At 65.6% G+C, this 21,283-nt stretch carries 18 protein-coding genes; 7 read left to right on the top strand and 11 right to left on the bottom strand.

From position 1 onward, the window contains the following. Positions 1-257: 257 nt before the first annotated feature. Both asnS and LVJ94_10825 read right to left on the bottom strand, forming a co-directional pair. Positions 258-1,571 (bottom strand): asparagine--tRNA ligase, encoded by a 1,314-nt coding sequence (gene asnS / locus LVJ94_10820; GenBank protein ID WXB10702.1) that lies wholly within the window; start codon positions 1,569-1,571, stop codon positions 258-260. A gap of 49 nt (positions 1,572-1,620) precedes the next feature. After that, complete coding sequence (locus LVJ94_10825) at positions 1,621-2,091, bottom strand: acyl-CoA thioesterase (protein ID WXB07724.1); 471 nt, start codon at positions 2,089-2,091, stop codon at positions 1,621-1,623. Between the two features lie 31 nt (positions 2,092-2,122). On the opposite strand from LVJ94_10825, the gene LVJ94_10830 reads away from it, so the two are divergent. Next, a complete protein-coding gene (locus LVJ94_10830) occupies positions 2,123-2,647 on the top strand; it encodes a hypothetical protein (protein WXB07725.1) in 525 nt (174 codons plus the stop codon). Here LVJ94_10830 and LVJ94_10835 read toward each other — a convergent pair whose 3' ends face one another. The 4 genes from LVJ94_10835 to LVJ94_10850 form a co-directional block, all read right to left on the bottom strand. Then, entirely contained in the window at positions 2,648-4,066 is a 1,419-nt protein-coding gene (locus tag LVJ94_10835) for a protein kinase (GenBank protein ID WXB07726.1), read from the bottom strand. It lies immediately after the preceding gene. Continuing rightward, the gene (locus LVJ94_10840) at positions 4,063-4,905 is read right to left on the bottom strand and encodes a hypothetical protein (protein WXB07727.1); all 843 of its coding nucleotides are present in this window, start codon (positions 4,903-4,905) and stop codon (positions 4,063-4,065) included. Before LVJ94_10840 ends, LVJ94_10835 begins: the two co-directional genes overlap by 4 nt. A gap of 173 nt (positions 4,906-5,078) precedes the next feature. Then, positions 5,079-6,356 (bottom strand): hypothetical protein, encoded by a 1,278-nt coding sequence (locus tag LVJ94_10845; protein WXB07728.1) that lies wholly within the window; start codon positions 6,354-6,356, stop codon positions 5,079-5,081. 12 nt (positions 6,357-6,368) lie between these two features. Then, a complete protein-coding gene (locus LVJ94_10850; protein WXB07729.1) occupies positions 6,369-6,677 on the bottom strand; it encodes a septum formation initiator family protein in 309 nt (102 codons plus the stop codon). Positions 6,678-6,737: 60 nt separating this feature from the next. Between LVJ94_10850 and gatB the strand changes: the two genes are divergently transcribed. Together gatB and LVJ94_10860 are read left to right on the top strand one after the other, a co-directional pair. Next, complete coding sequence (gene gatB, locus LVJ94_10855; GenBank protein WXB07730.1) at positions 6,738-8,174, top strand: Asp-tRNA(Asn)/Glu-tRNA(Gln) amidotransferase subunit GatB; 1,437 nt, start codon at positions 6,738-6,740, stop codon at positions 8,172-8,174. Further along, positions 8,171-9,775, top strand: a complete 1,605-nt coding sequence (locus tag LVJ94_10860; protein ID WXB07731.1) for an ATP-binding protein — start codon at positions 8,171-8,173, stop codon at positions 9,773-9,775. The genes gatB and LVJ94_10860 overlap by 4 nt, the downstream gene beginning before the upstream one ends. 78 nt (positions 9,776-9,853) lie before the next feature. Here the strand turns inward: LVJ94_10860 and LVJ94_10865 are convergent, their stop codons facing one another. Continuing rightward, positions 9,854-10,513 (bottom strand): hypothetical protein, encoded by a 660-nt coding sequence (locus LVJ94_10865; protein ID WXB07732.1) that lies wholly within the window; start codon positions 10,511-10,513, stop codon positions 9,854-9,856. Positions 10,514-10,675: 162 nt separating this feature from the next. Here LVJ94_10865 and LVJ94_10870 point away from each other — a divergent pair, with 162 nt between their 5' ends. The 4 genes from LVJ94_10870 to LVJ94_10885 all read left to right on the top strand — a co-directional run bounded on the left by LVJ94_10870 (position 10,676) and on the right by LVJ94_10885 (position 16,860). After that, positions 10,676-11,653, top strand: a complete 978-nt coding sequence (locus LVJ94_10870) for a homoserine kinase (GenBank protein ID WXB07733.1) — start codon at positions 10,676-10,678, stop codon at positions 11,651-11,653. A gap of 32 nt (positions 11,654-11,685) precedes the next feature. Next, complete coding sequence (locus LVJ94_10875) at positions 11,686-12,465, top strand: sulfite exporter TauE/SafE family protein (protein WXB07734.1); 780 nt, start codon at positions 11,686-11,688, stop codon at positions 12,463-12,465. Positions 12,466-12,580: 115 nt separating this feature from the next. After that, the gene (locus LVJ94_10880; protein WXB07735.1) at positions 12,581-13,690 is read left to right on the top strand and encodes an efflux RND transporter periplasmic adaptor subunit; all 1,110 of its coding nucleotides are present in this window, start codon (positions 12,581-12,583) and stop codon (positions 13,688-13,690) included. 5 nt (positions 13,691-13,695) lie between these two features. Beyond that, positions 13,696-16,860, top strand: coding sequence for a CusA/CzcA family heavy metal efflux RND transporter (locus tag LVJ94_10885; protein ID WXB07736.1), 3,165 nt, complete (start codon positions 13,696-13,698; stop codon positions 16,858-16,860). Here LVJ94_10885 and LVJ94_10890 read toward each other — a convergent pair. Genes LVJ94_10890 through LVJ94_10905 form a run of 4 tightly spaced genes read right to left on the bottom strand, consistent with a single transcriptional unit; the run spans position 16,854 to position 21,226 of the window. After that, entirely contained in the window at positions 16,854-17,906 is a 1,053-nt protein-coding gene (locus tag LVJ94_10890; GenBank protein WXB07737.1) for an aldo/keto reductase, read from the bottom strand. The two genes, LVJ94_10885 and LVJ94_10890, sit on opposite strands and share 7 nt — an antisense overlap. A 44-nt stretch (positions 17,907-17,950) precedes the next feature. Next, a complete protein-coding gene (locus tag LVJ94_10895) occupies positions 17,951-19,804 on the bottom strand; it encodes a dynamin family protein (protein WXB07738.1) in 1,854 nt (617 codons plus the stop codon). Next, complete coding sequence (locus tag LVJ94_10900; protein ID WXB07739.1) at positions 19,804-20,712, bottom strand: M48 family metallopeptidase; 909 nt, start codon at positions 20,710-20,712, stop codon at positions 19,804-19,806. Before LVJ94_10900 ends, LVJ94_10895 begins: the two co-directional genes overlap by 1 nt. 49 nt (positions 20,713-20,761) lie before the next feature. Continuing rightward, complete coding sequence (locus tag LVJ94_10905) at positions 20,762-21,226, bottom strand: peroxiredoxin (protein WXB07740.1); 465 nt, start codon at positions 21,224-21,226, stop codon at positions 20,762-20,764. Positions 21,227-21,283: the final 57 nt, after the last annotated feature.

Below are 21,283 nucleotides of genomic sequence, written 5' to 3' on the forward strand. Positions count from 1 at the left end.
GACTCGCTACGCCAACTTGAGGCAACAGTCGATTAAAGGTGTCAGGCTTGGCATGCTCGGATGCTGGAACCGCGGCAGCGAGAAGACGCCGGCGAGACCGGTGCGACGTGTTGTGCGGAGAACAAGGATCGCCACGCCCGTCTGGCGGCTCTCCCGCGACGGAAGGGACTAAGGCGCCGGCCCCGCCGGGGTTGTTCCGCTGCCGCTGCTCGACTGCGAACGGCTCGCGAGCCTGCCGCAATCAATCGACCGTCGCTCTAGGGCGCCAATCGATTCAGCATGCGCGGGAACGGAATGGTCTCACGCACATGCGGCAGACCGCAGATCCACGACACGGTGCGCTCGATGCCCAGGCCGAAGCCCGCGTGGGGGAAGCTGCCGTAGCGGCGCAAGTCCAAGTACCACTCGAAGGCCTCGGGCGGCAGCTTGTGGTGTGCGATGGCGGATTCGAGGCGCTCTAGGCTGTCTTCGCGCTGGCCGCCGCCGATGATTTCGCCGTAGCCCTCGGGGGCGAGGATGTCCATGTTGAGCACGAGCGACTCGTTCTCCGGGGCGCGCTTGAAGTAGAAGGCTTTGATGTCCGCCGGGTAGCGATGCACGATGAGCGGGCGATCGAACTTGTTCGAGATGATCGTCTCCTCGTCGCCGCCGAAGTCGTCGCCGACCTTGGCCTCCGGGTGGCCGTTCTCCTGCAGGATCTTGATCGCTTCGCCGTACGTGATGCGCGGGAAGGGCGTCTTCACCTTCTCGAGGAAGGTGGTGTCGCGCTCGCAGACCTTGAGCTCTTCGCGCCGTGTTTCGAGAACGCGCTCGACGATGTACGTGATGAAGTCCTCGCCCAGCTTCATGTCGCCTTCCAAATCGAGGAAGGCGACTTCGGGCTCGACCATCCAGAACTCGGCCAGGTGCCGGCGCGTCTTCGACTTCTCGGCGCGGAAGGTGGGGCCGAAGCAGTACGCCTTGCCGACGGCGGCGGCCGCAGCCTCCATGTAGAGCTGCCCGGACTGCGTCAGGTAGGCCGGCTCGCCGTGGTAGTCGGTCTCGAAGAGCGTGCTCGTGCCCTCGCAGGCGTTGGGCGTGAAGATGGGCGCGTCCACCAAGGTGAAGCCGCGGCCATCGAAGAAGTCGCGCACGGCTTTGATGATCGTGTGGCGGATGCGCAAGATGGCGTGCTGGCGCTTGCTGCGGAGCCAGAGGTGCCGATTATCCATGAGGAAGTCGGTGCCGTGCTCCTTGGGCGAGATGGGGTACTGCCGCGCCACGTGGGCGACGACGCGCACGTCCTTGCCGTCGATCTCGTAGGTGCCCTTGATTTTGCCGTGCTCTTTGACGAGGCCCGAGACCTCGAGGCTCGACTCCTGCGCCAGGCCTTCAGCGAGGGCGAACAGCTCGGGGGTGACATTGCCCTTGAACACGACCGCTTGCACGATGCCCGAGCCGTCGCGCACTTCGAGGAAGTGCACGTTCTTGCTCGAGCGCTTGTTGTAGAGCCATCCGCGGACGGTGACGTCCTGCCCGACGTGGGAGGAAAGCTCGGCAATGGCGACGATGGGCGTGGCGCTGGGCGACATGGTGCGCGCATTATAGCGAGCGAGCATGCCGCCCGCGCAAGGGTGGAAGCTACGAGCCTGCGCGTTCGAGCCTGGCCCGGCGCCGGGCTTCGCCTTCGGCTTGCGACTTTTTTACTTCTTCTGTATCGAGCAGCATCGGCACCACCGGCGTGGGGGTCCCCGCCTCGTCGATGGCCACGAAGACGAGCCGCGCCCGCACGCAGGGCCACCGGCGCAGGGTGCGCGAGTCCTCGCCCTCGACGACGACCTCGATTTCCATCGAGGTGCGGAACGTTGCCGTCATCCGCGCGCGCAAGCGCACCACCTCGCCAACCTTGACCGGCTGCTGGAACTTCACGTCGTCCATGAAGGCCGTGACCGCCATGCGGCCCGAGTGGCGCTGCGCGCAGATGGCCGCGCACAAGTCGACCCAGGCCATGATTTGCCCGCCGAACACGTTGCCCAGGGCATTGGCGTGCTGCGGAAGGACGTATTCGGTCATATCGGTGACGGAATCACTCTGCGACTTGGACGAGATCACGCTAGGTTCGCCTTTCGTTTTGACCCGCACGATGCCTTCGAAGCCGCTCTCTGGCAAACGCTTGGTGCTCCTCGGCGCCGGCGTGATTGCCTTCCTTGCACTCGGTATCTTTCTCGCGTTCGCCTTCATCGGGCGAAAGCAGCTGGTGCGCGCCTCGTTTCTCTCGGAAGGACGAAGGCGCCTCGGCGACTTTGGCGAGGGGGTGGCCCACTGTGCGGTCTCCACGGGACTTCCGCCGAGCTCGCCGTTGGTGCCTGCCGAGTTCGACCAGCTCAAAGGGCCAGGCTACACGTCGAGCGCCCAGGATTGGGCCGCGGAGGCCTTTCGCTGTGCGCACTTCGCACCGACCGATGCCACCTGCCATTTCCAAATCGGATGGAAGCGTCACGACGCCGAGTCGGGCGAGGTGCAGGCCTTTGGCGACGTCGACCAGGACGGCCGTCCCGACACGCGCATGACGGCACCCGTGAAGTGCACCTTCAAAGGGCCTTCGGTCATCGAGAAGTGCGGTATCGGTCCGGTGCACGAAGAGGCCATCACCGCCGTCGAGCGGTAGCTACAAGCGATACTCGAGGCCCTGCGGCTCCTCGGGGATCGTCGTGGGGAGTCCTGCGTCGGCCGCGACTTTGATGGAGGCCTTCTCGGCCTTGGCGCGTGACGGGGCCGGCGTGGCTGGCTCCTTCTTCGCCACCGGTTCGACGGGCGCCGGCGGTGCCTCCACGATGGGTTCCAGCACGACGGGCTCCTCCGTCGCACGCGTCGATGCCGTTGCCATCACCGGGGCGCGGTGCGGCGGCTCCACCGGGCGCACCAGCCCCATGACGGCCACCGCTGTCATCACCGAAAGCGCACCCCCCACCGCGGCGAGAAGCACGTGCGGCGAAAGCCCCGGGCGCTTTCTCTCCCCGCTGTCCGTCAGGCCGAAGGTCCCCACGGTCGAGCGCAAATGCGGCTCCACCTCGGGCAACGTCGCCACCATGCGGTGGTCGCGGTACGAGCGTCGGCTCCTCCGCAGGAAATCCGCCGCCTCTTCGGGCGCAACCGCGGAAGGCGCAGGCGCGCGTGAGCTGCGGCGCTCGATCACGCGCGAGGTGCGCTTGACCGAGATGGCCCCTTGCTCCGGCGCGAACGGTGCCAAGGCCTGCGCAAGCTCGGCCACGTCGGCAAAGCGCAGTCCGGGATCCTTGTCGAGGCAGCGCATCACCACCTCTTCGAGACCCTCCGGAAGATCCGTCCGGTGGGTCGCCAGCGAGTGCGGCGGATCGGCCACGATGGCCGCGCACACCTCCGTCAACGTTTCCCCTTCGAACGGAGCCACGCCTGCGAGCAGCTCGTACAGAATGATCCCCAGCGACCAGATGTCCGCGCGAAGGTCGGCCCCCTTCGCGCTGCGCATCAACTCCGGTGCCATGTACAGCGGTGAGCCCATGAGCGACATCGTCCGCGTCACCCGCGGATCGTCCTCGCTGCCGCGCGGCAGAAGCTTCGACACGCCGAAGTCGAGAATCTTGATGCGCAGCGACCCATCGGCGCGCTCTGCCACGAAGAGGTTCGCCGGCTTGAGATCGCGATGCACGATGCCGTTCGTGTGCGCCTCGGCCAGCGCCTCGCAGGCTTGCAGCACGTAGGTCACCGCATCCGCCGAGGGCAGCGCGCCCTCGTCACGAAGCGTGGCCTCCAGATCGCGTCCCTCGAGGTACTCCATCACCAGATACGGTGCGCCGTTGTCGAGCGTGGCGACGTCGAACACCCGCACCACATGCTCGCTCTGAATGCGCGCCGCCGCCCGAGCCTCGCGCGCGAAGCGGGCCACCGCTTCTTCGCTCTTCAGCGCTTCGCCGGCCAGCACCTTGATAGCCACACGCTGCTCGAGCTGCAGGTGCATCGCCTCGAGGACGAGACCCATCCCGCCCTCGCCGATGACCCGATCCATTCGATACTTTCCGTCGATGGTCTCGCCGAGAAGTTGGCTCATGGCACGCACACTTGCGGAGTCACTTCACCGTCGCCCGCATCCATCGGGGCGGCGCAATGTCCATTGCAACAAGCTTTGGCACCGGCTGCGAGATCGCAAGGCTGGCCCTCGTTGAGGCAGCACTTATCGTCTTTGCACGTCTCGTTGGCGGGGCACTGATTGACGTTGGAGCAGTCGTAGATGCGACTGTTGCACGCGTCAACGACGAGGCCATCGCATTTGCCAGCGCAGAGCTGCTCGCGCGTGGATGGCGTGCAGCAATTACCGGCCGTATCGCCGGTCTTTGCCAATCGGCAAAACTGATTCGCACCGCACGTCCCGCAGGATTGCTTGGCGCATCCATTGTCCGCGTATCCGCAATTCTTTCCATTGCACGCTAGAGGATTGGGGACGCAATTGCCGCAGAAGCCCGAGATGTTGCATACGGTTCCCGTGGGGCAGGTACACGTCTGTTCCACGCCGCAGTAGTCGATGCTCTTGCCGCAGCGACCGGTGCACCAGTTGGGCGCCGTGCATTCACAAAGACGCTTCGCCTCGTTGCAGATGCCGTTGCCCGCGCACTTCGTCCCGCAGTCGACCTCATTTCCGCAGCTGTCCAAGAACTTGCCGCACCGCCCGTTGCAGAGATTCGGATCGGACTTACCCGCATCGCAGCCGGCATCCACGGGACCGTCGCTGCCATTGGTGGCGTCTTGCGGCAGCGTGACGTCCTCGAAGAAGCCGGCGTCCTCGTACGGCTCGCCCTTTTCGACTCCGAGGATGGTCGAACAAGCTGCCAGGGCGACCAGCGCCATGCAGCCACAGGTTGCAACCGTGCCCCACGTGAGGCGCGCCGTCACGAGACGCCTCCGGTGCGCGTGCAAACATCAGGAATGGTCGATGGGTTCGCCCCGAACTCGGCTGAGCACTCGCGAAAACGTCCCCTCGGTAGCATAAGCTTTCTCGCCTCTCGAAGGCGCTGAAGCAAATTCTCGTCCGCGCTCCGGGTCGACGTGGCGAGCGTGTGTGCGTGCTAACGCGCCCGCTTGACGATGCGGGTGAGCGCATCGCCCGCGGCGCGCGCGAGCTCGTCGATGCGCTTGGTGCCGAGCGCCGTGTCCCCGAGCTCGTCCGCGATGACCACCAGCGTCGATTGTCCCTTGAGGCGAACGGCGGTCATCGCCACGTCGCGGGACGCCTTGCCCATGACCTGCAGCAGCGGCGCATGCGCCTCGTTGTTGTAGATGGGGCCGAGGTAGCGCCCCGCCGCCGCCGCATTCGAGAGGGCACTCGGCAAGTTGTTCGAGATGCGGATCTTGCGCAGCTCGGCCTCGTCGCCAAACTCCGGTGTGCAGCACCACCCGATGAAGGCGTCGCGCTTCACGACGAAGAGCGCAACCTTGCGCGCGACCACGCGGACGCCGGTGAGCAGCGCCTGCAGCACCTCATCGCGATCGGCCGCGTTGCGCATGGCGGCGAGCACGCGCGATGGCTCGGGGAAGGGGAGGGCCGGCGGCGGCGGCACCCATGAGTCGGCCCGCGCCGACAAAAGCGGTGCGGACGATGTCCGCGCGTCGGCGGGTTCGTTCGACAACAGCGCGTGCGCCAACACCGGCCACGAGGGGCGCGACCGTCGCGCGGGCGGCGGCGGTGGCGTAGGCGGAAGCGCCAGTCCCGAGAGCCCCGTTTGCAGCACCGGCGGGAGATCCGACTCTTGCGCCCCGTGCATGCCGCCGAACGAGCGATGCACCCCGCTCTGCGACGAGGGGGAAGAACGCGGCACGGGCGTGCCCCACGCCGGCGTCTCCTTCACCGAGCGTTGCACCTTGTGGGCTTTGTAGATGCTGCGCGGTGCTTCTATCGGCGTCATGCTGCGGGCGGCCAGCGCATGGGGCGCCGTGCTTCGATCGAGCGCGCGCTCCAAGGCGGCGAAGGGCGCGCGCACGATGCGGATCGGCGCCTTGAGGAAGAAGCCAATCTCGTGGGCGGCATGGGGATCGCGCGCGTCGGCCACCGCCACGTCCACCGTCCCCGTGCGCGCATCGATGCGGATGGGCAACGCCAAGAGACGGCTGCAGAGGCCCGGCGGCAGGGCATCGACGAGGTCCTGCACCGGCACGACGTTCTGCACGGCGGGGGCGTCGGCGCGCGCCAACTCCTCGTCCAGCTTTTCGGGCGTGATGAAGTTGAGCGCCACCAGCACGCGCGGGAGCGGCGCGCCTTCCGTGGCCACCACGAAGAGCGCGCGCGCAAGTGCGGCGGGCGTTACCGCCTCGGACAGCAGCAGGGCGCGACCGAGCTCGTAGGGCACGTCCCCTGAATACTACCGCGGTTTTCCAAATTGAAAGACGACCTCGCTCTTTCGCACCAACCCGAGCTTCCCCCGCGCAATGCGTTCCACTGCGGCCGGATCATCCCGGAGCTCGCGCACCTCCGCCCGAAGCTTGCTCACATCGCGGGTAAGCTCCGCATTTTCCGCCCGAACCTGCGCCAGCTCCTTGGAAAGGGATCGCATGCGAGGCAGGCCTTCCGGCTCGAAGATGAGCAAGGGTGCGCCGATCAGCGCGATCCCGAGAATGGCGAGCGGGAGGGCGCGCTGGACGAAGTCAGAGAGGGAGAAGTCCTCGGACACGGCCCCAGTGTCGCATACCGAGGCTTGGCGGGACCAGTTTCGAGGTATTCTCGGGGGACAATGTCCTCTCGCTACGAAGCGGTCATCGGCCTCGAGGTGCACGCACAACTGCTTACGCGCACCAAGGCCTTTTGCGCATGCTCCACGGCCTTCGGCGCCGAGCCCAATACCAACGTTTGCCCCACCTGCCTCGGATTGCCCGGCGCCCTCCCCGTCCTCAACGGGGAAGCGGTGCGGCTCGCGGTGCGTGCGGCCTTGGGCCTGGGCTGCGCCATCCGCGGCACCAGCCGGTTCGCGCGGAAGAATTTCTTCTACCCGGATATGCCCAAGGGCTACCAGATTAGCCAATACGACGAGCCGTTCAGCGGCCAGGGCGTTCTCGAGGTGGAGATCGACGGCCGCACCATCTCGCCGCGCATCGAACGTGTTCATATGGAGGAAGACGCCGGCAAGAACCTGCACGACCGGGGCGACCAGTCGATCGTGGACCTCAATCGGTCGGGCGTGGCCCTGGTCGAAATCGTGGGCATGCCCGATCTGCGCAGCGCCGCGGAAGCGGCCGCTTACCTGCGCTCCTTGCGCGACGTGCTCGTCTTCTTGGGGGTCAACGATGGCAACCTCGAGGAGGGCTCCTTCCGGTGCGACGCCAACGTGTCGATCCGTCCCCAGGGCGAGGAAAAGCTCGGTACGCGCGTCGAGTTGAAGAACATCAACTCGTTCCGTTTCGTGGAAAAGGCCATCTCCTACGAGATTTTGCGGCAGGAGGCCGTGCTCGATTCGGGTGGGAGGCTCACCCAGGAGACGCGCGGTTGGGACGAAAAGAACGGCACCACCTTCTCCCTCCGCAGCAAGGAGACCGCGCAGGACTACCGCTATTTCCCCGAACCGGACCTGCCCCCGCTGCTCCTCGACGAGGCCTTCGTCCACCAGGTTCGGGCCGAAATGCCGGAACTTCCGCGCGACAAGCGCGCCCGTTTCGTGGCGGAATTGGGCCTTCTACCGAGCGCGGCCGCTGTGCTGACCCAACATCCGCGCATTGCGGCCTTCTTCGAGGAAGCAGCGACCCTATACGGGGATGGCGTGAAGGTTGGTAACTTCATCCAGAACGAGGTGCTCCGCGACGTGACGACCCACGGTCTCACGGCGGACATCCCGGTTTCGGCGCGGCAGGTCGTGCAACTCCTCAAGCTCGTCGACCGAGGCAAGATCAGTGGGAAGCAGGCCAAAGAGGTCTACGCGAAGATTCTTCGCACCGAAAAGATGCCCGAGGATGTCGTAGCCGAGCTCGGCATCGTTCAGGTGACAGACAAGGACGCCATCTTGGCCATCTGCCAGAGGGTCGTGGAGCAAAATCCGAAGCAGGCTGCCGCCTTGCGTGGCGGAAAGACCGCGCTTATGGGATTTTTTGTGGGGCAAGTGATGAAAGAGACGAAGGGCAGCGCCAATCCGCAAATGGTCAACGACTTGCTCCAGAAGGTGTTGGGGGTGTTGTCGTGAACGAATCGGCCAACTGGAAGATGTCCACGCTCGGTGGGTTGAACCTCACGGAGTCGGTGAAGATGAAGGCGGCCAACACGACGTCGCCGGGCGTTCCCACGCCGCCGTCGCTTCGCACGCCGCGCACCGGGTTTGGCATATGCCGCCGGGGCATGCTCGGACGCATCCTGGTGGTCGACGACAACACGGATCTCGTTACCACCCTGCGTGAGGTGCTGGAGCCGCATGGCTTCGTGGTCATCAACGCCACCAAGGGGCAAGATGCCCTGCGCATCGCCGAAACGGACGGCTTCGACGTGGCCATCGTCGACGTGAAGCTGCCCGACACGAGCGGTGTGGACATCATTCAGCCGTTGCGCCGAGCCTCGCCGGCGAGCGAGGTCGTGCTGGTCACGGGCTTCGCCAGCGTCGATGCCGCCATTGCGGCACTGCGCTCCGGTGCGTTCGCCTTCATTTTGAAGTCGTTCCGCCCCGAGGAGCTTCTTTCGACGATTCAGCAGGCCATCACGAAGGTCCGCTTGATGCGCGACCGCGAGGAGCTCGAGCGCCGCTACCGCGCGCTGGTCGAGCTCACCGACGTGTTGGTCATCGGCCTCGACGAAACCGGGCACGTGGCCCTTTTCAACCGCCGCGCCGCCGCCCTCGCGGAGATTGCCTCGGAGGAGGCGTACGGGCGCGACTTCGTGGACACGTGGATCCCGGAAGAAGACCGCGGCCGCCTGCGTGAGTCGCTCAGCCAGGCGCACCGCGGGGAGCGTCTGCGCGAGGTGGAGACGAGCTTCGTCGAGCCGAATCGCCGGGTGCGTTGGCAGCTGCTGCCCGCGCGCGACAGCGAGGAGAAGCGGCACCACTTCGTCTACCTCATCGGCATCGACGTGACCGAGCGCCGCGCGTTGGAAAAGCGCGCCGCGGACGCCGAGGCGCTGAGCGCGATGGGAACCCTGGCGTTGAACCTCGCGCACGAGATCCGCAATCCGCTGAACGCCGCCGTGTTGCAACTGCATCTCATGGGGCGCGACATCGACAAGCTGGAGGCGGACTACGAGCGCCGTGCGGCGATGCACCGCCGCGTCGAGATCGTCGGCAGCGAGATCAACCGGCTGAATCGCCTTTTGACGGAGTTCCTCGAGCTGGCGCGCCCGCGCGGCATCGGGCGCGAGCCGGTGCACATCGGCAGCCTGGTGGACGACGTGCTGGAGCTGGAGCGGGAGAGCGCGGAGCGTCGGGGCATCCGCATCGAGCGGCAAATCGTGGCCGACGGCTGCGGCGTGGCCATTGGCGACCGCGAGAAGTTGAAGCAGGTGATCATCAACCTGGTCGTCAATTCGATCGAGGCGATGAAGGGCGGCGGGACGCTGACCGCGCGGGTCAAATGCGGCGACTCGAACGTCGTGCTCGAAATCGTGGACACCGGCCCGGGCATCGACCCCGAATTGGTCGACAACGTCTTCGATCCGTTCTTCACCACGAAGGAAGGCGGCACCGGCTTGGGCCTCTCCATCGTGCGAAAGATCATCGACCAACACGGCGGCGACGTCTCCATCACGAGCGAAAAGGGCCAGGGCACCCAGGTCCGCGTGCGCGTCCCTTCGGGCCGCTAGCTTCGTTCGCAGAGGTTAAACGAGCAACGGCTCCTTCCCGGTTGGGAGGGAGCCGTCGCGCATTTCGCGCTCAGCGGCTCAACGACCCGGGGGCTTGAGCGGCAGGGCGGCGGTCGAAATCGGCGGCGGGGGCGCCTTGCCCTTGTTCACGTCGAGCGACGACTCGGTGGCCGTCTCCAGCGCGACGAGTGCATTCAGCACACGATCGACGCCGTGTTCGAGGGCGCCTTCTTTGATGAAGACACCGACCACGCGCACGAGGCGCAGCGACGTGATCTTCCCCAAGTCGATTTCGCGCTCGAGGAAGGCTTCGAACGTCCCGTAGCCTTTGGCCTCGTAAAGCTTACGACTTTGAATATCCTTCAGGATAATTCCAATATCGTAAAACGACTTGTTGAAGTTTTTCCGCAGTCCCTTGATGGTCTGGAGGGCATTGTGAAGATCGGCGATCTTCTGCTTGATGTCCTCGGCCCCCGTCGGGGTGCGGATGGTGGCGCGTGCGCTGCCGGGGAGCGGCGGTTCGGCCGCCCGGGCACGTGCTTCGGCGGCGTGCTTGGCGGCGTGACGCGCGGCCCAGGGTGCGGCACCGCGCAATCCGAGCTTGCGCTTTCCGCCCGCGGCCTCTTTACCAGCGGCAGCAGCCTTGCCGCCCGCTGATTTCCCTGCCGCTTTGCCTGCGGGCTTATCCCCACCTTTGGCCGCGGCTTTTTTGCTCCCACCCTTTTTCGTCGTCGCCATCGTCAAAGCCAATGCTTTAGGGGGCACCTTACGCCCGCCCGGCCAATTACCAGAAGGTATCCGTTCACGTCCATCTATATGAGCACATCTGCCCCTCCCGGAAAAATTACCGGAGATCAGGCGGCACTTGAGGACCGATGGCGAGATGCGGCAAATAGAGCCGTGGCCACGCTCACCCGAATTTCCGAAGACCAGCTCCGCGTTTTTCTCGACGAATACAGCGAGCTCGGAAATCTCGCTGCGTTCGCCGGCATCCCCGAAGGGAGCGTCAACTCGAATTATCGGGTCGAGACCTCCACGGGAGCGTTTTTTCTACGCGTTTACGAAGAGCAGGCCTTCGAGGGGGCCCGCAACGAGGGCATCACCGTGCTCCATCTTTCGGAGCACGGCGTCCCCTGCGAGGCGCCGCTCCTGCGCAAAGACGGCGATCGGACCGGTCACATCGCCGGCAAACCGGCCGCACTGTTCGCCTGGTGCGCCGGCGGCATGCGGTGCCAGGCCAGCGTCTCGACGGCCGACACCGCCCAGGTCGGCGCGGCCCTCGCGCGCATTCATGTCGCAGGAAGTGCGATGGCTGGTCGCGTGGGACGCTTCGGACCCGCGGAGCTGCGTGTGCGCCTTGATCGCATCGCCGCAGCGGTCGACCATCCCACCCTGGCCGCCGAGGCCGAGCCCCTGCGGCGGGCCCTCGACGCCAACGAGGCGCGCCGCCGAACCGATTTGCCCAAGGGCTTGGTTCATGGCGATCTCTTTCGGGACAACGTCCTCTGGGACGAGAAGGGAACCATCGTCACCTTGCTCGACTTCGAGAGCGCCTGCACAGGGGCCTTCGTCTTCGACCTGGCGGTGACCGTGCTTTCGTGGTGCGTCGGTGATGCGCTCTCCCCGGAGCTGGCCCGCGCCATGGTCGCCGGCTACGAATCCGTACGATCCCTGACCCCGGAGGAGCGCGATGGGCTGCACGCCGAAGCGTGTTTTGCCTCGCTGCGGTTCGCCATCACCCGCATCACCGACTTCGCCATGCGCGGGGACGAGGCCGGCCCGCGGACCATCAAAGATTACCGCCGGTTCATCTTGCGCTACCAAGCGCTCATGGGGATGGGGCCCGATGGCCTGTCGCAGATGCTCTTCCCCGTCTAGATCTTGGCGAGCTCCAGCCCTACAGCTGGACTGTGACCATCGCGCAGGGCGCTCTCCTCTTTGCCGTCGCGACCGTCGCCGGCGCCCTCAACAGCGTGGCCGGTGGGGGAAGCTTCCTCACGTTTCCCGCGCTCATCTTCGCCGGCGTGCCCCCGGTCATTGCCAACGCAACCAACTCCGTGGCCGTGTGGCCCGGCGGTGTGGCCGGCGCGTTTGCATACCGCACGGAACTGCACGAGATGCGCCGCGAGCTCGTCGCACTCAGCGCCAGCAGCTTCCTGGGCGGCCTCGTGGGCGCCCTTCTTCTTCTGCGCACGTCCGACGCGGCGTTCATGGGGCTCGTTCCGTGGCTCCTCCTCGCGGCGACCTCTCTTTTCTCCTTCGGCGGCATCGTCACGCAGCGCGTACGCAGCTTCTCCACGGGGGCCCCCGTCAGCCCGCACGCACAACTGGGTTCTCTCGTCGCCGTGCAATTCGTCATTGGTGTCTATGGCGGTTACTTCGGCGGAGGCATGGGCATCATGATGCTTGCCTCGCTCGCGGTGATGGGCATGACGCGCATTCATGCGATGAACGCGCTCAAGACGGTGCTCACCACGGTCATCAACGGCATCGCCATCGTGGCCTTCATCGCCGCGGGGAAAATCGCCTGGGGCTATGCCTTGCTCATGGCCATCGGTGCCACCGGTGGTGGCTACATGGGGGCTTTTGCCGCGCGGATGAGCGATCCGAAGTGGATGCGTCGTTTCATCTTGCTCGTCGCCTGGGCCATGACCGCGTGGTTCTTCGTAAAGCAATACGGCGCGCGCTGACTTACAGGTCCTTAAGCTTTCGAGCGCTTACGAAGATGTAAGCGGTGTTTCTAGAGCACGGTGGTTATGAGGACGGGAGAACCGCGCTGGGCACCCCGGCGCATCTATCGTTCACATGCATCCATTTCGAGCTGTCGCGTTCCTGTTCGCCTTGCTGCTCATCGGTTGCCATGGCCGTGGGGAGGCGAAGTCCAAAGTGACCCACGAGCGCCGCCCGGATGGCTCGCTCATCCTCTCGGGGGAGAGCGCGGCCTATGTCCGAGTGGAGCCTGCTTCTCCGGCGTGCCTCGAGCACTCGCGCTCGCTGGTCGCGCACGTGTCCTACGACGAGAGGCACGTTGCCAAGATGGGACCGCCGGTGGGCGGAAGGGTGGCGAAAATCAACGTGGTGACCGGCGATACGGTGAAGGCCGGCACCGTGCTGCTGACCATCCACGCGCCCGACATCGCCAGCGCGCAAGCGGCGGTGTCCAACTCGCACTCGGCGCGGCTGCTCGCGGAAAAGGTCGCGGCGCGCGCGGCGCTTCTCGTCAAGGAAGGGGCAGGTAGCGAGGCCGAGAAGCAACAGGCCGACGCGGCGCTGGTGCAAGCGCAGACGGAAGAGCAGCGCGCCACCGCCGCACTCGCAGCGCTGGGTGGTGCGCACGGCACGAGCGACTACGCGCTGCGCTCGCCCATCGATGGGACCGTGGTGGAGCGCAACGTGACCGTCGGTACCGCGGTGAGCGCGGACCAAGAAACGCCGCTGGTGACGGTGGCGGATCTCGCGACGGTGTGGGTGCTCGCCGATGTCTACGAGCGCGATCTTCCGCAGGTGCACGTCGGCGATGCCACGACGGTGCAAATGCTCGCATACCCCGATCGAAAGCTCGAAGGGCAGATTACCAACGTGGGCGAGATCGTCGATCCGCAAACGCGCTCGGCACGGGCGCGCGTGGAGCTCCCCAATCCGGATCGGTCGCTCCGCCCCGGCATGTTCGCCCGGGTGGAAGTGCGCGGCAACACCAGCGCCGCCGCGGAGGTGCCCACCAGTGCGCTGCTGGCGCGGCGGGACCAATTTTTCGTCTTTCTGAAGAACAGCGACGGTTCCTACGGCCAGCACGAAGTGCACATCGGCGAGCAGCACGGTGAGCATACGACCATCGTGTCCGGCATCGGATCCGGCGACAAAGTCGTCACGGAGGGGGCCATCTTGCTCGACGCCGAGAGCAACGAAGCGCTCTAGCCCACATGATTGAGCGCATCGTCGAATTCGCGCTGCGGCAGCGCGCGGTCATCGTGGTGGCGGCGGCCATCATCGGCATCCTGGGGCTCTTCGCCTTTCAGCGGCTGCCCATCGAGGCCTACCCCGACGTGGCCGATACATGGGTCCAGGTCATCACGCAGTGGCCGGGGCATGCTGCCGAGGAGGTGGAGCGGCAGATCACCATTCCGGCGGAACGCGTCCTCAACGGAGTGCCCAAGCAGGTCGCCGTGCGATCCACGTCGATTGCGGGGCTCAGCGTCATCACGCTCATCTTTTCGGACGGCACCGACAGCTACTTCGCGCGCCAGCAGGTGAACGAGCGCCTCGCGCAGGCCTCGCTGCCCGATGGTGTGTCCCCCACACTCGGACCGCTCGCCAGCCCCGTGGGTGAAATCCTGCGCTATCGGCTGGTGAATTGCCAGACCACGCACACCCCCGAGTGCACCGACGAGGATGCGCGGATCGAGCCCAAGTCGCTGAACGAGCTGAAGGACCTCGAAGAGTGGGTGCTCGAGCGCGAGCTGGCCGCCACCCCCGGGGTGGCCGACGTGGTGAGCTTCGGCGGCACGGTGAAGCAGTTCCAGGTGCTGGTCGATCCGACCCAGCTCGCCGCGCGCAACCTGACCTTCGAGGACGTGGAGAAGGCGCTGGCCGCGGCCAACGGCAACGCGGGCGGCGGCATCGTGCACTTCGGGCGGGCCGCGCTCAACGTGCGCGGCATCGGGCTGCTCACGCCGGACCAGATCGGCGACGTGTCGATCGCGGTGCGCGATGGAACGCCGGTGCGCGTCCGTCATGTGGCCACGGTCAAAGTGGGGCACCAGCCCCGGCTCGGGCGCGTCTCGGTGGACGCCGACAACGACGTCGTTTCGGCCACGGTGCTCATGCGCAAGGGCGCGCAGACCGACACGGTGCTCGCGGCGCTTCACGAGCGCATCGACGAGATCAACCGCCGCATCCTCCCGCGCGGCGTGAAAATGAGCCCGCACAACGACCGCACCGAGCTGATGGATCTCACCACCCACACGGTGATGAAGAACCTGGTCGAGGGCATCGGCCTGGTGACGGTGGTGCTCTTTCTCTTCCTGGGCAACACGCGCGCGGCGCTCATCGTGGCGGTGACCATCCCGCTGTCGCTTCTCATCGCGTTCATCTTGATGGACTCGGCGAAGATCCCCGCGAACCTGCTGTCCATCGGCGCCGTCGACTTCGGGATGATCGTGGACGGATCCATCGTCATGGTGGAAAACGTCTTTCGCCAGCTCGCGGAAAAGCAGGAGCGCGGCGAGTCCTACGATTTGCCGCTGCTCGTGCGCGCCGCGAGCCGCGAGGTGGCGCGCCCGGTGGTCTTCGCCATTGCCATCATCGTGACGGCGTACCTGCCGATCTTCACCTTGGAGCGGGTCGAGGGAAAGCTCTTCAGCCCGATGGCGTGGACGGTGGCCTTCGCCTTGGGCGGTGCGCTCGTGTTGGCCATCACCTTGGTGCCGGTGCTGACGTCGCTGCTCTTCACCAAGCGGCTGAAAGAGTTTCACAACCCGCTGCTGGAGCTGGTGCGCCGCTCGTACCTACCGGCGCTTGCGCGTGCACTCACGCGGCCGCGGCTCGTGCTGGTCGTTGCGGGGGTGCTCATCCTGGGTGACGTGATCATGGCGCGGGCCATCGGAAGCGAGTTCCTCCCGCACCTTGACGAGGGCTCCATCTGGATGCGCGCATCGATGCCGTCGAACATCTCGCTCGAGGAGGCCGAGACGCTCGTCGACGGTGTGCACACGCCGGCGCGCGACATGGCGGGCATGCGCGAGATCCTCGGGCGCTACCCGGAGGTGCGCACCTTGAGCGCACAGATCGGCCGCCCGGACGATGGCACCGATCCGACCGGCTTTTACAACGCGGAGTTCTTGCTCGTCCTCCACGACAAGAAATCGTGGCGCCCGGAATTTCACGGCGACAAAGATGCGCTGATCGCGGCGATGAACGCCGATCTGTCGGTGATCCCGGGGGTCAGCTTCGGCTTCTCGCAGCCCATTTCCGACAACATCGAGGAGGCCATCACCGGCGTCAAAGGGCAGCTTGCCATCAAGATCGTGGGCGACGATCTCAATGCGCTCGACGACATTGCCGACCAAATGGCCCGTGCGATTCGCACGGTGCCGGGCGTGGTGGACCTTGGCGTCTTGCGCGAACTCGGGCAGTCCAACGTGCACGTCTCCATCGTGCGCGAGCGCGCGGAGCGCTACGGCATGACGGTGGCCGACGTGGAGGACGCGGTCGAAAAGGGGATCGGCGGCCATGGCGTGGGCGAGATCATCGAGGGCGAACGACGCCACGATCTGGTGGTGCGCTACCGCTCCGACGTGCGCGACAGCGTCGACGCGATTCGGCAGCTTCTCATCCCGGTATCCGGCGGTAACCTCGTGCCGTTGTCGCAGGTCGCCGACGTGACCATTCTCGGCGGCGCTTCGCGCATCTACCGCGAGTCCAACCGGCGCTACATCGCCATCAAGTTCGGCGTGCGCGAGCGCGATCTCGGCGGCACCGTGGCCGAGGCGCAGAAGCGTGTCGCCAACGCCGTGCACCTTCCGCCGGGCTACACGGCGACGTGGGGCGGCGAGTTCGAAAGCGCCCGTCGCGCGGGCCGGCGCCTGGCCATCGTGATTCCGCTCACGGTGGCGGCCGTGTTCATTCTGCTCTTCGCGATGTTCCGGCGCCCGCGCGAGGCGCTCATCATCCTGGTGAACGTGCTGCTCACGTCACCGTGCGGCGGTATGGCCGCGCTTCTCGCCACGGGGACCAACTTTTCCGTGTCGTCCGGCGTGGGCTTCCTCGCGCTGTTCGGCGTCTCGGTGCAAACCGGCGTCATCCTCGTCTCGTACATCAAAGAGCAGCGCGCCGAGGGCATGCCTCTGGACGAAGCCATCGAACGCGCCGCCGACCTGCGCCTGCGGCCCATCATGATGACCGCGCTGGTGGCGACCCTCGGCTTGATCCCGGCGGCCATCAGCACGGGCATCGGTTCCGACTCGCAGAAGCCGCTCGCCATCGTGGTGGTGGGCGGCCTCTTCTCGTCGCTGACCTTGTCGCTCTTCGTGTTGCCGATGCTGTACAAGCTCTTCGGCCCCCGCGACCCACTGCGCTCGCGTTACTGACGCCAAGGGACGGTGTTCAAGCCGCCGCGTGTCTTCTGGTTGAGGAACTCGAGCGGCGTCGCCCAGAAGGGGTAGGGGTACTCCGCGCGGCTCGCCTCCTCCAACTTGGCCAAGTGCGCCGGTCCGAGGTCGATGGCGAGCGACCCAATGAGGTCGTCGAGCTGCGCTTGCTTGTGCGTCCCCACGATGGGCGAGACCACCGTCGGCTGCGCGCGGAGCCACGTGAGCGCGACCCGCGCGTAGGTCTCACCGAGCTCGCGTGCGACGGCGCCCAGCACGTCCAGCACGTCGAACGCCTTCTCGGTGAGCCGCTTTTGCGTGAGCTCGCCGTCGGCGCGGTTCGTATCGCTCGGGCGGCGGTTCTCGCGCGTGTATTTTCCGCTGAGCACCCCCTGCGCGAGCGGTCCCCAGGGCACTTGCCCAATGCCGAACTCCGCGAACGCCGGCGAGTGCTCGATCTCGATGCCGCGGGTGAGCAGGTTGTACTCGTACTGCGCGCCGATCGCCGGCGTGAGCCCGTGCTGGCGCGCGAGCAGCTGCCACTCGACGACCTTGCGCGCGGGGTAATTCGAGAGCCCGATGTAGCGGATCTTTCCCGCCCGCACTGCATCGTCGACCGCGCGCAACGTCTCGTGCAGCGGCGTGACGCCGTCGTGCATGTGCAGCCAGTACAGGTCGATGTAATCGGTACCGAGCCGCTCCAGGCTTCCATCGAGCGCACGCGTCAGGTGCTTGCGCGAGTTGCCGCCTGCGTTGGGATCTTTCACGCGAAAGTTCAGTGATGCCTTGGTCGCGAGCACCACCTCGTCACGGCGTCCCGCGAGCGCTTTGCCGACGAAGCGCTCGCTCGTGCCGTTGGTGTACACGTCGGCCGTGTCGATGAAGTTCCCGCCCGCCTCGAGGTAGCGATCGATGATCTTGATCGAATCCGCCTCGTTGGCCCCCCATCCCCATTCTTCCCCGAAGCTCATCGCCCCGAGGCACAACGGGCTCACGAACAGCCCGCTCTCACCAAGCTGCCGGTACGTATCCAGGCTGGTTTTCATGCCCGGAGTCTATACCAGCGAGCCTCCTCGTTACGCCGCGCCGTTCAATTCAAATCGCTATCGGCGACGCGCACGCGGTCGGCGTCGGGCTCCTTGGCTGGCGCCGGTGCCCATAGCTCGGCGCGCATCGTCGTGATGCGCGTTTCCGCGGCGCCGAGGCGTGCGTTCTGCTCCTCCACGTCTTTCTTCGTGGCCGCCTCGTCCTTCAAGCCGCTTTTGCGCGCATCCTCGGTGCTCTTGAGAACCTCGAGCACCTCGCGGTGGAGCTCCTCGCCCGCGGTGACGACCCAGGTGTCCAGCTTCTGCGCGAAGTCGTCCACCATCTCGTCGATCTTCGGGCCCACCTTCGCGGCGGCCGCACGCAGCACCTCGGGCGCTTGCTCCAGCGCCTTCTTGCGGTACTCACCCTCGAACCGCCCGCGCAGCGCCAGGGCCAAGATGGGCGCGGCCAGCGCCAGGAGCCCACCGAGAAGCACGTTGGCGAACATCACGCCGATGCCCACGGTGAACAGCGCCGCGATGCCCATGTCGTAGCGGAACGTGTCGACCTGCACGTCGAGCCTCTTCACCTCGCCCGTGCCCATGGTCTCCGCGATGCGCTTGGCGCTCTCGTGGGCATCGTCCTTCACGAGCGCCACAGTCTTCTCCGCCAGCGCCTCGAGCGCCGTCGCGATCTCCTTCGTCTCCGCCTCGGCCCAGCGTTGGAACGTGTCCGACAGGAACGAGGGCAGATACTGCTTCAGATCCTCGCCCTTGGCGCTGTCCACCACGTTGGGAAGCTGGCGGATCACGTCGTCGACGAACCGCTCCAGATCTTTGCGCGCCGACGCCTTGATGCCGGCGACCTCCTCCTTGATCTGCACCCTCCGCTGCTCGATGGTCCCGGCTTGGCCTTGCAGATCCTTCGTGAGCGTCTCGATGCGCCGTGCGAGGTCCTCGCTCTTCATGGCGATGGCCCGCGCGCGTGCGTCGATGCCCTTTTGCAGCAGCTTCACCACGTTGAGCCCTTCGCCCAACGCGTTGTCGAGAAGGATGCGCCCGCGCTCCTCGGCCAAGAACCGGGTCAGGTGCGTCACCAGCTCGGGCATGCCGCTGCTTTCGGGCCCCGTTTCACCTTTCTCGGCGCGTACGAGCGACTCCTCCGCGCTGACCGGAAAGACCACCGGGTCCTTGATCAACCTCGCGAGTTGCTCTTTCGCGTACCCGAGCGCTTCGCCCTGTTCGTCTTTGTTGAGCAGATCCCACTTCGTAATGACGAAGACGATCTTGTCCCGCGAGGCCTTGAGCAGCTTGTCCTGCAGGAACACCCTCTCGCTTTCCTTGAGGATTTGCCCCGCGTCCAAGAGGAACAACACCGCGTCCGCGCGCGGGATGTAGCTGTAGGTGATGTCCGCGCGTTGTAGCGACAGATCGTTCACGCCTGGTGTGTCCACCAGCAAAATGCGCTCTTTGAGGAGCGGCGCCGGGTAGCCCACCTCGAGGAAGTCGACCTCGTCGGGATGCGAATCGCCCCCGACTGAAAACCGCCGCACCTGCTCGAAGGGAAACGATTCGCGGCGGCCGTTGCTGAAGACCACGGTGGCCTCCGGCTGGTCCGCATAGCGCAAGTGGTGAATCGCCGCCGTCGTCGGCGTGACACCCACCGGCAGCGCCGCATGCCCGAGGAGCGCATTCACGAAGGTCGATTTGCCGTGGTTGAACTCACCCACGACGACAAGGTGAAAGCGATCTTCGGCGAGCTTGCGCACCAGGTCGCGCCCGATGCGCTCGTTCAGGCTTTTCGCGCCCAGGGAGCGCGCAAGGTCGCTCAGTTCTTCCAGAGCACCGGTGACTTCGTTTTGCCTCTTTTGGAACTGCCCGAGTGCGTCGTCCATCGAGTCTCCTTGCGTGGTCGTCATCAGGCGTCTCCCTTGAGGAGGGCAAGCACGCGATCGTCGACCTCGCTCATGGCGATGCCGTCCGTGCCCAGGCCCGCGGCCTTCCGATACAGCTCACTCTCGGCGAACACGCGCATCGCCAGCACGCGCTTGGGCAGCCAAGGGTGTGTGGCGAACACCTCCATGTAGCGGCCGACGGTGTCGTTTTTGCCCTCTTCGTACTGCTCCAGGAAGGCGTCGAGGTTGAACTCCTCGTAGAGCTTCTTCGAACCGAGGGCCAGCTTGGTCAGTGCGCGGGCGGCGACGGCGTCGCTCTTGCCGCAGAGCATGCCCGCGCGGTCGCTGGTGATTTCCGCGCGGCGCGACCACGCTCGCAATGCGATGAGCGCCGGTTCGAGCGCCCAGCCCACCACGCGGAGAAGCGCGCCCGCCGCGTGCGTCAGGTAATGCAGCGCCGTGAGGTAGACCACGTGCTGGTTGTGAATGTGCCCGCACTCGTGGCCGATGACGGTGAGCAGCTCGTCGTCGGTGTAATGATCGATGAGTGCCGAGTGCACCATGATGAAGGCATCGTCGTTCGTGCCGTAGGTGGCGGCGTTCAGCACGGGGCTGTTGACGATGTAGACGGTGGGCGCGGTGATGTGCAGCGTGTCGGCGCAGCTCTGAACGATGCGGCCGATGCGCGGGAACTGCCGCTCGGAAACCTTGACCGCGTTTCCGAGGAGCTGTCCCTTGCCGACCTGCTTGAAGACGCGAACGGTGCTTTGCACTGCGAGTTCGACCGCCTTCATCCTCTCGAACGCCGCGCGCGTCTGACGATCGGAGATGTAGGCATATTCATGCCCCGTCGTCTCCGGCCCCCCGCCCGCACGCTCCGCTCTTTTCTTTTCGACGTAGGCCTTGAAATCGAGCTCGGGTAGTTGGGCCATATCCGGAGGTTAACCTTTCGCAGGGCGAACACAATCGCGCGTGTCGCGGTTATTTGAGTTGCTTGATCGCGTCGAGTACGGCTTCGGCGTGACCATCGACCTTTACGTTGGGGAAGGCGCGAACGATCTTGCCTTTCCCATCGATGATGAAGGTGCTTCGGATGGTGCCCATCACCTTCTTGCCGTACATGTTCTTCTCGCCGTACGCGCCAAAGGCGTTGTGCAAGGTCAGCTCTGGATCGCTCAACAACGGGAAGCTGAGCCCGTATTTTTCGCGGAAGTTGCCATGGCTCTTCACCGAGTCCTTGGAGACGCCCACCACCTGCGCCCCCGCCTTCGCGAATTTCTTGGCGGCATCGTTGAAGGCTTGTGCCTCGCGAGTGCAGCCGGGGGTGTTATCCTTCGGGTAGAAGTAGAGGACGAGGATCTGTCCTTTGAAGTCCTTCAGCTCGAAAGATTTGCCGAGATCGCTCTCGAGCTTGAAATTGGGAGCTTTGTCGCCTTCGCTAAGCATGCGGGTTTGCTGCCTTTCATCGTCGGCCTCGCGGTCCGCCAGGATCGTCAGCTAGGA

The organism is Sorangiineae bacterium MSr11367 (assembly GCA_037157805.1).
GTDB classification, from domain to species: Bacteria; Myxococcota_A; Polyangia; order Polyangiales; family Polyangiaceae; genus Pendulispora; species Pendulispora rubella.